The 11,503-nt window shown below is 47.5% G+C and carries 11 protein-coding genes and 1 tRNA gene; 8 read left to right on the forward strand and 4 right to left on the reverse strand.

Annotated elements, in window-relative coordinates; genetic code table 11:
* The first annotated feature begins 106 nt into the window (after nucleotides 1–106).
* The 3 genes from QUB30_RS12340 to fba all read left to right on the forward strand — a co-directional run bounded on the left by QUB30_RS12340 (nucleotide 107) and on the right by fba (nucleotide 2,436).
* On the forward strand, nucleotides 107–976 hold the full coding sequence (locus tag QUB30_RS12340) for an aldose epimerase family protein (RefSeq protein ID WP_445300488.1): 870 nt from the start codon (nucleotides 107–109) through the stop codon (nucleotides 974–976).
* A gap of 67 nt (nucleotides 977–1,043) precedes the next feature.
* Nucleotides 1,044–1,115 (forward strand) — tRNA-Lys (locus tag QUB30_RS12345).
* A 241-nt stretch (nucleotides 1,116–1,356) separates the two neighbouring features.
* On the forward strand, nucleotides 1,357–2,436 hold the full coding sequence (fba, locus tag QUB30_RS12350; RefSeq protein ID WP_006633469.1) for a class II fructose-bisphosphate aldolase: 1,080 nt from the start codon (nucleotides 1,357–1,359) through the stop codon (nucleotides 2,434–2,436).
* A gap of 169 nt (nucleotides 2,437–2,605) precedes the next feature.
* Here fba and QUB30_RS12355 read toward each other — a convergent pair whose 3' ends face one another.
* A complete protein-coding gene (locus tag QUB30_RS12355; RefSeq protein WP_333333542.1) occupies nucleotides 2,606–3,988 on the reverse strand; it encodes an NB-ARC domain-containing protein in 1,383 nt (460 codons plus the stop codon).
* Between the two features lie 205 nt (nucleotides 3,989–4,193).
* On the opposite strand from QUB30_RS12355, the gene QUB30_RS12360 reads away from it, so the two are divergent.
* Both QUB30_RS12360 and QUB30_RS12365 read left to right on the forward strand, forming a co-directional pair.
* Nucleotides 4,194–4,775, forward strand: coding sequence for an RNA polymerase subunit sigma-24 (locus tag QUB30_RS12360; protein WP_333333545.1), 582 nt, complete (start codon nucleotides 4,194–4,196; stop codon nucleotides 4,773–4,775).
* A 378-nt stretch (nucleotides 4,776–5,153) separates the two neighbouring features.
* Nucleotides 5,154–5,534, forward strand: coding sequence for a hypothetical protein (locus tag QUB30_RS12365; protein ID WP_333333547.1), 381 nt, complete (start codon nucleotides 5,154–5,156; stop codon nucleotides 5,532–5,534).
* An 86-nt stretch (nucleotides 5,535–5,620) separates the two neighbouring features.
* On the opposite strand, the gene QUB30_RS12370 is transcribed toward QUB30_RS12365, so the two are convergent.
* Nucleotides 5,621–5,812 carry a hypothetical protein gene (locus tag QUB30_RS12370; RefSeq protein ID WP_333333549.1) on the reverse strand — a complete coding sequence of 64 codons (192 nt, stop codon included), beginning with the start codon at nucleotides 5,810–5,812 and terminating at the stop codon, nucleotides 5,621–5,623.
* A gap of 228 nt (nucleotides 5,813–6,040) precedes the next feature.
* Nucleotides 6,041–6,742, reverse strand: a complete 702-nt coding sequence (locus QUB30_RS12375; RefSeq protein ID WP_333333551.1) for an alpha/beta fold hydrolase — start codon at nucleotides 6,740–6,742, stop codon at nucleotides 6,041–6,043.
* A 152-nt stretch (nucleotides 6,743–6,894) separates the two neighbouring features.
* Here QUB30_RS12375 and QUB30_RS12380 point away from each other — a divergent pair, with 152 nt between their 5' ends.
* From QUB30_RS12380 to QUB30_RS12390, 3 genes are all read left to right on the forward strand, one after another.
* Nucleotides 6,895–7,374, forward strand: a complete 480-nt coding sequence (locus QUB30_RS12380) for an NUDIX domain-containing protein (RefSeq protein WP_006633478.1) — start codon at nucleotides 6,895–6,897, stop codon at nucleotides 7,372–7,374.
* A gap of 631 nt (nucleotides 7,375–8,005) precedes the next feature.
* On the forward strand, nucleotides 8,006–9,736 hold the full coding sequence (locus QUB30_RS12385; protein ID WP_333333553.1) for a hypothetical protein: 1,731 nt from the start codon (nucleotides 8,006–8,008) through the stop codon (nucleotides 9,734–9,736).
* Between the two features lie 317 nt (nucleotides 9,737–10,053).
* Nucleotides 10,054–10,392: a hypothetical protein gene (locus tag QUB30_RS12390; protein ID WP_333333555.1), complete on the forward strand. Its 339-nt coding sequence runs from the start codon at nucleotides 10,054–10,056 to the stop codon at nucleotides 10,390–10,392.
* An 88-nt stretch (nucleotides 10,393–10,480) separates the two neighbouring features.
* On the opposite strand, the gene QUB30_RS12395 is transcribed toward QUB30_RS12390, so the two are convergent.
* Nucleotides 10,481–11,503, reverse strand: a 1,023-nt coding sequence (locus tag QUB30_RS12395; RefSeq protein WP_333333557.1) for a calcium-binding protein, incomplete at its 5' end; no start/stop codon positions are given.

Below are 11,503 nucleotides of genomic sequence, written 5' to 3' on the forward strand. Positions count from 1 at the left end.
GGGAGGAAAGGGTCGGTAATGGGTGAACAGCAACATACCAGCGACCAATTATTAACGACCGATTTACTGACAACCAATGATCGATGACCTACTACCGATGACAAATGTGTTTGCGATCGCGCTCAAGCAAAAGCAGTACAAAACCTATATCCTCTCCGACGAAACCGCTAACTCCTGTCTAGAAGTTGTGCCTGAACGGGGCGGTATTGCCACTAGCTGGTTGGTTGAAGGCAAAGAAATCTTCTACTTGGACGCGGAACGGTTCGCCAATCCCGATCTAACTGTACGTGGCGGGATTCCCATCCTGTTTCCCATCTGCAGCAATCTCCCCGACAATACTTACACCCACAAGGGAGTGCAGCTAAAGCTCAAACAGCACGGCTTTGCTCGCGACTTGCCTTGGACGATAGGCGAACAAGTTACCGAGGGTGGTGCGGCTCTTACCCTGATTCTCGACAGCAGCGACAAAACGCTGGCTGTTTATCCATTTGATTTCCAACTAGCCTTCACTTATCAGATTAAAGGCAATTCTTTGGAAATTTTTCAGCAATACACAAATCGGTCTGCCGAACCCATGCCGTTTTCTAGCGGTTTGCACCCCTACTTTTTGGCGACGGACAAATCTCAGCTCCGCTTTGAGATTCCCGGGATGCAGTACAGAGATCAGAACACCCACTCGAAGGGTTATTTCACCGGGGTTTTTGACCACACGCTGGATGAAATTGATATTTCCTTTGATGAGCTCACTGGTCTGGCGGCTACTGTCACTGACGCGGCGCGGGGCTTGCGACTCACCCTCAGTTACAACTCCAGCTACGGGAAGTTGGTTTTCTGGATGGTGAAGGGCAAGGATTTTTACTGTTTGGAACCTTGGACGGCTCCTCGAAATGCCCTCAACACTGGCGAACACTTGATTTATTTGCAGCCGGGAGCGACTTGCCAGATGCTGGTTCGCATGACTGCAAATTTTATTTAAAAAAGACTTGCTATTTCAAATGAGGGGTGCTACTATTAGAAATTGTGTGCGGTAACAATGTTTTCGCGGGTCGCTAGCTCAGCGGTAGAGCATTCGGCTTTTAACCGATTGGTCTCGGGTTCAAATCCCGGGCGACCCATTTTTCAAGGCAGAAGCTAAAAAGTAGAAGGCAGAATTAATTCTAGCTTTCAAAAAAATTCAGGACAACCCCTAGGGATTGACCTGAGTTTTTTTGTTGGGCAATGTGGATTTTTTGAGGCTAAATTGAAATCTGGAAACATAATGCGCGATCGGCTACAAATTGTCTTAAGATTGTCGTAAGAATTGAACTTGTCCAAAATCCACTGTTTAGAAACCACAAATAACTAGGAGGAATATCTATGGCGCTTGTACCTATGCGACTGCTGCTCGACCACGCGGCTGAAAACGGTTACGGCCTACCGGCTTACAACGTCAACAACATGGAGCAAATCCAAGCGATCATGCGCGCTGCTGACGAAACCAACAGCCCCGTGATTCTGCAAGCTTCTCGCGGCGCTCGCTCCTACGCTGGCGAAAATTTCCTGCGCCACTTGATTTTGGCAGCAGTTGAAACCTATCCTCACATTCCCATTTCCATGCACCAAGACCACGGCAATGCCCCCGGCACTTGCTATTCTGCCATGCGCCAAGGTTTCACCAGCGTGATGATGGACGGTTCTCTGGAAGCGGATGCTAAGACTCCCGCCAGCTACGAGTACAACGTTCAAGTTACTCGCGATGTGGTGAATGTTGCTCATTCGATCGGCGTTAGCGTTGAAGGCGAACTCGGTTGCTTGGGTTCTCTGGAAACAGGAATGGGCGAAGCAGAAGACGGCCACGGCTTTGAAGGTGCGCTTTCTCACGATCAGTTGCTGACAGATCCTGAACAAGCTGTTGATTTCGTCGAGCAAACCGGCGTTGATGCTCTAGCAGTCGCGATCGGCACTTCTCACGGCGCTTACAAGTTCACTCGCAAGCCGACTGGCGAAATTTTGGCAATCAGCCGCATTGAAGAAATTCACCGCCGCTTGCCGAATACTCACTTGGTAATGCACGGTTCTTCTTCTGTGCCCCAAGAATTGCTGGAAATTATCAACAGCAACGGCGGCAAAATCCGCGAAACCTACGGCGTACCTGTGGAAGAAATCCAAAAAGGCATCAAGTGCGGCGTTCGCAAGATCAATATCGATACTGACAACCGTTTGGCGATTACTGCTGCAGTGCGCGAAGCTTTGTTTGCCAAGCCCGATGAGTTTGACCCCCGTCACTTCTTGAAGCCGTCGATCAAGTATATGCAGAAGGTTTGTAGCGATCGTTATAACTCTTTCGGTTGCGCTGGTCACGGTACAAAGATTAAGCAAGTATCTTTGGACGATTTTGCAGCTAAGTATGCTAAGGGCGAATTGAGCTCTTCTGCTAAGAAGACTGTGGCTGTTTAAGAATTTTAGGTTTTAGATTTTAGATTTGTCTGAGGTCTAAAGTTAGGATTGCCGGGTAGCTTTGAAGTTGCCCGGTTTTTGTTTGTGCCATTTTATGTATTTAGTCACTCGGCGATTGAAATCGCTAGTATACAAACTAAGTCTGCCTCGGCAGACTTAGAGATATCAATTACACCGCAGAGGCGATCGCATATTGCCTCAGTACAGGTGAAATCGTGTAAAAATTTGCTTGTTGTTCAATCAAGCAGCGCCGCGATAGAGATTGCAGGGCATTTAGCAAATCTGAAGCCGGAATTATGTCATTTTCTAGCAATTTGGCCCGGTTGATTGGCTGGCTTTCTTTCGCCAACAAGGAGATTACTTGTTTTTCTAGTTCGGATAGGCGATCGAACTGCTGCTGTAAAACATCTTTCAAATCTTCCGGCAACAATATGGTATCATTTGGTAATAACTCTGTCACGCCTCCTCCCAAGTCTTGAATCAGATTCGCCACGCTTTTTAACCATAGGGGGTTGCCTTGGTAGCGATGAATGAGTGCTTCAGTGTTGTCGCTTTCTTCTAACCCATAATCTCTGAGTATTTCCTGTCCGGCGGCGATGTCTAAACCTTTGAGTTGTAAGGTACGAATGGAAGTATTTTGGTTTTTAACTTGAGTCACTTCTCTCGGTTGTTCCCAACCGATTAAGAGAAAGCAGCTTTGATGGGATAATTTTTCTATTTGTTTGAATAAAGAGCGATATTCTTCGCATTCAGGTTTGTATTTTCCTGCAAATTCCCCGCTACAGAAAAGGTTGTGAACGTCATCTAAGAGTATTAAACAGCGATGGTTTTGTAAATACTTAATCAGCGGTAAGCGTTTCTGGTTGGTTGGGGATGAATCTTGTTTTTCTGAATTTGAAAAAAGCTGTATTAGGTTAGATTGAAATTTTTCTATGGTGGGGAATTCGTCTAGTGTGTACCAAACTGCGTACTCAAACTCGTCTTTGATTTGTTGTACGAGTTGGACTGCTAAGGTGGTTTTGCCGATACCGCTGATGCCAGTGAGGGTGATGAGGCGACAGCGTTGTTGTAGAATCCATGTGGTCAGGGTGTGGAGTTCGAGGGGGCGATCGAAGAAATCGCCCAACTCCGGCATTTCGCTTAAATCTTGATGCGAAGTTTTAGTTTGTTTTGAGTTAGATGTTTCCTCATTTGGTGGGTGTGAGTTTGGTATATTTGGCGGGTGTCTACCTTCTCCACAGGTGTTAAAACTACCTTTCACTACAATGTCTTGTGCAAAGTTTAAAATATTAGAGTTTTGCAACCTCTCCATTGTTGAGCGAAAATTCGATTTACTGACTTTTTCCCCAAACTCCTCTGAAAGTAATTGCCATAATTCCGATCCGATTTCCCTGATGCGACTTTCAGAACAGTTAAAATCTTTAGCTATTTCTTTGTATGTCTCGCGTTGTAGAGTTCCCCGCAGTACCGCTTCCTGTAAATCGTCAAGGTGCTGACCTGTTTTCTCGAAAACTATGCGATCGGCGACATTTAACATTTCTTTAAGATTCATCTGGCAGGGAGATGCGAGAGTTTTGTGTATTGTAGCTCACAACTGCCAACATTTTCGTACATTTTCGTACATTGTTGTACAAACTTAGATTAAAGTTAAAGTAAAAGCGGGGGAGACTTGGCGGCAAAATAGAACTTTTTTGGGCTAGACAAACCTTGAATTTATTAAGGATAATGGAACAAGTATTAAAAGGATAAATTGATTTATGAATTGGGAAGATTTTGCCAGTAAAGCAGGTGAAGAAGTTGTAGAAAATGTTGTAGAAAAAACTATGGGAATTAATGGAAATACAGTCAAAACAGTCAAAGCGGTTGCAGAAACTGGTGCTGCGGTAGGTGCGGCTGCCAGTGCTGCTACAGGGTTGACTGTTGCAGCAACTTCAGGAGCTGGAATTACTTCTGGTCTAGCTGCGGCAGGTGGTGTGGTTGGTGGTGGCATGGCGGCGGCTCCTGCGGTATTAGCAGCAGGCCCAGCTTATCTTGGGGCAAAAATAATGAATGAAACTTTGTTCAAAGAGCAATCGAACTTGTCTGAGGAAGAGAATGATGCTCGGGCAGCGGCAAGAACAGCTACAAACATTGGGGCTGCTGCTGGTCTAGTTGGTGCTGGTGCTGTAACGGTAGCTGGCGGTGCTTCTGGTGCTGCAATTATGGGTACCCTTGCTGGTATCGGTGGCGTTGTCGGGGGAGGCGCAATTGCTGGTACTGCCATAGTTGCTGCTGCACCTGTTGCTGCGGCTGCTGCTGTTGGATACGGAATATATAAACTGTTTGGAGGTAAAGGGTAAAGATAGTTAGTTCAGTTTGAATTGGTAGGTTGGGTTTCCTGTTGCAACCCAACCTTCATCAGCGTTTAGTCTGGCTTTAGTATTTCCTCGCACCTCGCAGCAAATATCAGAAAACTGCCAGCGATTGAAAAGGTAAGCTTGGCTATCTATATGCAGCAAATATTACAGCGTTGGGTTATAGATTCTGTTTCGTAGCTTTGGAGTATACGGATGTTTGGTTGGCTATCTGAACTATTTAATGGGTTTTTCAGACTATGGAATCGGTTGGATGATAAAACGAAAGGTAAAATTATAGAGGAAGTTGTCAAGTCATTTGAAAAGCTGCTTCGTGCTTTTTATGGTTCGGGGAAAAATCGTCATACCAAGTGAGAATAAGTGATGAGTAATTTTAAGGAACTTATGGATGAGATTGAGCAATCACCTACTCAATCAGTGATGAGTAATTTTAAGGAATTTATGGATGAGATTAAGCAATCACCTACTCAATCACTGCCAGAATCTGATTTAACTCTCCCATCCCTTCAAATGGCTTTAACAGCAGGAACTTTCCTTATGTTGACGCCCTTCTCATTTTCAAATAATGAAAAGCAAAAATTCTCAGAAGAGGTGTCGAGCTTAATCCAGAATCAATCTTTTTTATCTGACTTCAGCAATCAAATTGGTGAACCTTGGGAGCAGGAATCTGAAGATGACTTCGTGAAACGCGGTAGCAATAGGTTAAGAGAGATGCTTTATGAGAGATTTGGCATCAAAGGTTGAATGGATATAATGTTCAGGTCTGTCGAAGTAGTCGCAGCATAACTTAGTGCGATCACAGCTCTTTTAGGTTGAGTTGAAGCTTGTGTTCACCTACCTCTTTTTCCAGTTACAATTTTATCCCTTTGCAGGATTTCAAAGTGCGCTGATTGCACGGATAGTGATCGCACATAATCATCATCCCTAATTTGCGATCGACCTCCCGCATCAATTCTCCACAAAGCATCCGGCTGAAATTCGTTATCTGCGTCCCGCACAGTAGCATTGTCGCCCAATTCCACCCCAGCCAACCTCTAATTTGATTGTGTTGTTCGCCGTGACTTCTGAATCTTACCGATGATGCCACATAAAATATTTTTTCAATCTATTAAGTTAGCCATAAAAATTCAAGTAAACATAGCATCGCGGGGGCGAGTTTTGCCGCACTAAACTCGCTCCTAATATCAAATTATAACTAAATCCTTCCCTTAAACCTTCTGCTTCTTCCTTCGCGTCTTAGCGGTTCGTTTCTAACGCAAATATTCAATCCAAGCCGGCAAAACCTCCGCCGAACCGTACCACTTCCCCGGAGAACGAGGCGAATGCCAAACTCCCTCCAACACCAGATTTTCGGCCCCGTCCAAAACAGCAGCTTCCACCGGCGTAATTCCATCTCCCCAAGTTTCGCCCTTCCCCACAGTCAACTCGTAACTTTTATACGCCAGCCAAGTTCCTAAACCGCGCTTGCCAAAAACAGCCTTCCCAGCAGCGCACACGTAGCGCACCTGCGGGTGAAAAGCCCCCGGATAGTGCATTTTGACAAAATCTAGATTTTTGCGCGTCCAGCGCTCTTGAGAGACGTGCGGCGTGCCTAAAGTGATTAAAGTATTCACATAAGGGTGAGCTTCCCACAAACCCGCGTCCTCAAGCACGTCGCCGTGAATCGTGTAAGGCTTTTCGCCCAAATAGATGCGAGAAATCCAGCCGCCAGCGGAATGACCGACGAGATTGATCTGGGGAACGCCGTATTGCTGTAACATTTGTTTGACTGTACGATCGAGCTGTCGCAAAATTGGCACCATCGACCGCCCACCAAAAGTCGGCAACCAATCTCCCTTGCCCAGAGGCACTGTTACTGTTGGGAAACCTCGATCGACCAGAGACTTTTCTAATTCGCGATAGTCGGAAGCAGCAGCAAAATATCCTGGTAAAATCACGGTTGGTAATGGCATTGTCAATTTTAGATTTTAGATTTTAGATTTTAGATTTTGCGGTCGGAGTGCTACGATCTGTTTTTCAAGTTCAAAGACGCTTGCCGAAGCATCCTTTGGATTGCTAACATCTGCCGCTCGTTAAACCTTTTGCTTAGGGAATATCTACTTCTATGGCTCGCGAGCCGATTCAAACATGGTATTTTACCCTAGTTGTCGTTCACTTAGAAGACCGTTTTCTACTGGTACAAGAGCGCAAGTACGAGCAGCAGTGGTATCTCCCAGCAGGGCGAGTGGAAAAAGGGGAAACTTTGCTCGAAGCTGCTATGCGTAATACCCTTGAGGAAGCGGGCATTTCCATCATCGTTGAGGGAATTCTCCGGGTAGAGCACACAGTGATGCCTAGGGGCAATGTGCGCCTCCGAGTCATTTTTGTGGCTCGTCCCCAAGATAAGACGCCGCCTAAGAGTAAGCCGGATGAGCATACTTTGTGCGCGGGCTGGTATTCTCTCAAGGAATTAGACCAGTTGTCGTTGCGGGGAGAGGAAGTTCGAGAAATGTTTCAATATATGGCAAGCGGCGCTCCAATTTATCCCATCGACTTGCTCACCATCGAGGGAGCTCCTTTTAAAAATTACCGCTATCGCTGGTGAATCCATCGATTTTGGATTTGGGATTTGGGATTTTGGATTGAATAATTACTTGCACGGATGAATCCGGTTGTGTAACCGAATTGGAAACAGGGGTCGATCGAACGGATCGATCGTGTTTAATGAATTAGTTGGGCTCCAGATCCCGGAAAAAGACGGTATAGCAGCGGTGCAGTCTGTTTTTTAGCTCGCCCCAGTCCGGTCCGCCTGACGCCCCGCTCACCATTCTCAACAATAACTGAGAAACCGCGTATAGGATTCGGCCAAAGGCATTCGGCAAGAAAAACAATGGTTTCAGCAATTAAGAACGTCCTAACCCGATTTCCGGCGGTTGCTATAGCAGCGTGGAACCAGGCAAGAAACCGGATTTCTAGGCTTGAATGCTTGATGTGAGGGTCGCGAAATATCCATAAAAGTCGATCGGGCAATTTCGATACCGACCGTGCTAAAATTATACCTTTGAATTCCCAACCTCTCCTCATTAAAACGAATTCACACTCAATCACAACCACAACAATATAAATTACCAATCCCCCAATCACTCAATCCCCCAATCCCCCAATCCCCCAATCTAAAATCTAACAATCTCCCAATCCCCCAATCTAAAATCTAAAATCTAAAATCTAAAATTTAAATGACTGACTCTTCCTCCCTAGCAAACACCCTTTCCGAACCGCTGCGCCAGCCTTTTTGGTGGGCAGCCCTAGCTTCTGTCAGCCTCCACGGAGTGCTCGGAGTAAGCGCCCCGACCCTCTCAAACATACTTTATGGTGGAAATTCCTCAAAAAATATCCCCGGTTCTGTCGGCTTAGTAGAACTAACTCCCGCAGAAGCCGGCCGCCTGCCACAAACCATACCACCGCGCGCGTCAAATAAGCCGTTTGCGATCGCAGGTAATACGCCGTTTGCTATCGCACCAGTTCCCCTTCGACCCGCGCCAAAGTTAGCGCCGCCCTTGCCCCCCGCACCTGGTACCATCAACTTGCCCGCCCTCCCGCCGGGAATGCCGCCTCCGGGATTCTTTTCCCCTCTGCCTTATTCCCCTCTCCCGCCCTTAACAGCCCCAACATCCCCGCCACCTCCCAAAACTCCATCATCCCCAACAGTCAGAACCCCCTCCCAGCCAACAACACCCACTATCATCCCACCCGTACCTCCGAGCGGTTTGCTTTTCCCACCCTTACCTAGTAATTTCGATCCCAATATCCCACCGCCGCCATCGCTGACAGAAGTGCCCCAGCTTCCCGGCAGCCAATCGGAAGATGAGGCAGAAACACTCAAAAAGATCATAGCCAGTAGAGGCGGACTCCCACTATTTCCAGACGGAGCTCCAGTCTTTACCCCGGAATTCCCAATAGGCAGGAATGTGGGACCCGATGGAGTACCAAAATTGACTCAAAAAGATCCCAATAAAAGGAATCTCGTCGCAGAAACTCCCGAAGAAAGAATCAGGAGACAACAATTTGAAGAGGGACAGCGACAGCTAGGACAGTCCGGTCAACCGGGTGCAAACTTACCCACCGACAGAGAGACACTGCTTGCGGCTGCAAATACTTATGTTGCTTTGTTTGAGAAATTCAAAAAGGCTTATCCTGACTTGGAAATGACGAGTCCGACTCCTGTGATTGTCCCTTATCCAGTAACAGCTTGCTCGCAAAAACTCCAAGGAACAGCAGTTTTTGGAGCAGTTGTCAGCCCTCAAGGCTTGCTCAAGGCCGAGCCTCAGCCGATCGTCCCGACGGGTTACGGTATTCTCGACAATGCGGCTAAAATTGCTATTATTAGCCCTTCTCTAACATTTGCAGCAGCCAGCACGCACAAGCTTTACCAACTGGCTGTCGAGTTTAAGTACGACGAAAAAGTTTGCAGCGGCCTTCCTCTCACCCCAACCAGGCCCAACCCACCAGGCCAGCAGCAGCCAGCGCCCGCCCCGACAGTGCCCAGACCAACAGGCCAGCCGCCCTCCCCAGGGCCTGCTGAAGTGAAACCGCAGTTTGAGAAGCCGCCGGCCCCCTCCACCAAACCGCAGCCAGGGGCCCAACCGTCGCCGCCCGCACAAAAGCCCGCAGCCCAACCGTCGCCCTCACCTCAACCGAAACCAGCCGCCGAAGTGTCGCCTTCTCCTCAACCGCAGCCCGCCCCCGAAGTGTCCCCGCAGCCGGAAGCTGCGCCATCTCCCGCCCCCGAAGTGTCCCCGCAGCCGGAAGCTGCGCCATCTCCCGCCCCGGAAGTGTCGCCATCGCCGGAAGCTGCGCCATCTCCCGCCCCCGAAGTGTCGCCAGCGCCGGAAGCTGCGCCATCTCCCGCCCCCGAAGTGTCGCCATCGCCTGAAGCTGCACCATCTCCCGCCGCTAACGAAAATTAGGCGTTGCTGATTTACGGTATGAAAGGCTAAATATGCAAATCATAGAAACCAGTATTCACAAGGCTTCGGGATTTTCAACTGATTTTTTTCATACCCTGATTAAGCAACGCCCACTCCTTATGATGTTGACTGTTGACTGTTGACTGTTGACTGTTGACTGTTGACTGTGAATCGAACAACTGAAAATTGCGCCCAGATAGGTGGCGACTTGTAAAAATCATTCATGAATTGCCCTCTAATTTATCACCTGACGATGCAGCCGGAAACGATATGAGGGGGCGATCGAGACTTGGCATAAATGGGGTCGATCGCTCGATTTGAAAGATGCTGCTTCAAGCGGTCAAATTTGGGGCGATTTGTGGCTGTTGCTGGCGGTTCAAGGTTTGCCGGTGCCGATTGTGTTGTGCTATTTGCTGTTTGGTTCGCTGCCCCCGGTTGGTGTATTTGGGCACTTTTGGCTGTTGGGCTTGAATGTATTTTTAGTTGCGGTGCGATCGGCTTTGTGTTTCGCGATCGCACCTTCCTACGATACAAATGGGGCATCGGGTAAATGGCTGTTTTGGCTGTCACCTTTGGCCGATCCGCTGGCGTTTTTGCGAATTCTAATTTCTGCTTTAAATCAGCCTACTCAGTGGCGCGGTCGAAAGTATGAATAATCATTAAATTTTTGCTAGACCTTTTAAAATTGGTAGAAGTGCGAGATCCCTTTTGTATAGAATGGGAGCTCGCACTTTTCTTAATTTCCTAAATCAACCGGAAATTAGCCGATGTTATCGCATTGGCACTCACACCAATCATCACACCTAACTCCTCTCCTGTCAAGACATTTTTGATGAGAGTTCCCTGAGTATTTTGAGTTATTGCTAACTGGCTAAAACTCAAACCACCCGATAAACCAATCAAATCTTGACCCAGGGTAAAATCCGCAATAATATCAAATCCTTGACCAGGGTTTAAGACAAAGATATCATTGCCGCTACCGCCAATCAAACTATCATTTCCCAAGTCTCCGTAAAGAATGTCATCACCTTGACAACCAGTGAGACTATCGTTGTCTTCCCCTCCATAAAGAGTATCATTTCCTTCACACCCTCCCAGAATATCTGCTCCTTCGTTACCGCTGATCAAATCATTACCTACACCGCCGCAGATAGTATCCGAACCTAACTGTCCAAACAAGTAGTCATCACCTAGACTACCAAGCATTATGTCGTTACCTTTGCCTCCATATAAGGTGTCATTATCCTTGCCACCATCGATGAAATCATCATCTTTATCACCAAGAATGATGTCATTACCTTCGCGGCCATTTAGGGAGTCATTGCCTTTGCCTCCGAAGATTAAATCGTTGCCCAATTCGCCAAGCACGATGTCGTTTCCTTCATCTCCATAAAGGATGTCGTCACTTTTGCCTCCAGTGATGAAATCATTGCCTTGATTGCCATTAAAGATGTCGTTTTTGTCACCACCATATAAGTTGTCATCCCCGGATTTGGCATCGAATATATTGCCAGTGTTGCTACCGAGTAATTCATCGTTTTTGGCAGTGCCTATTTGAATGGAGGATACACCGAGTATGGTGTTTTCAACCCTATTCGGTTGGTTTAAGTTGGGATAGGCAATGTCATCGCAGATGCAGTCGTCATTGGGGATGTTGTTGGTTGTTGGTGTTGGCGTCGGTGTTGGTGCGGGCGTCGGTGTTGGTGCGGGCGTCGGTGTTGGTGCGGGCGTCGGTGTTGGTGCGGGCGTCGGTGTTGGTGCGGGCGT

The sequence above is a fragment of the Microcoleus sp. BROC3 genome (assembly GCF_036702515.1).
Lineage (GTDB): Bacteria > Cyanobacteriota > Cyanobacteriia > Cyanobacteriales > Microcoleaceae > Microcoleus.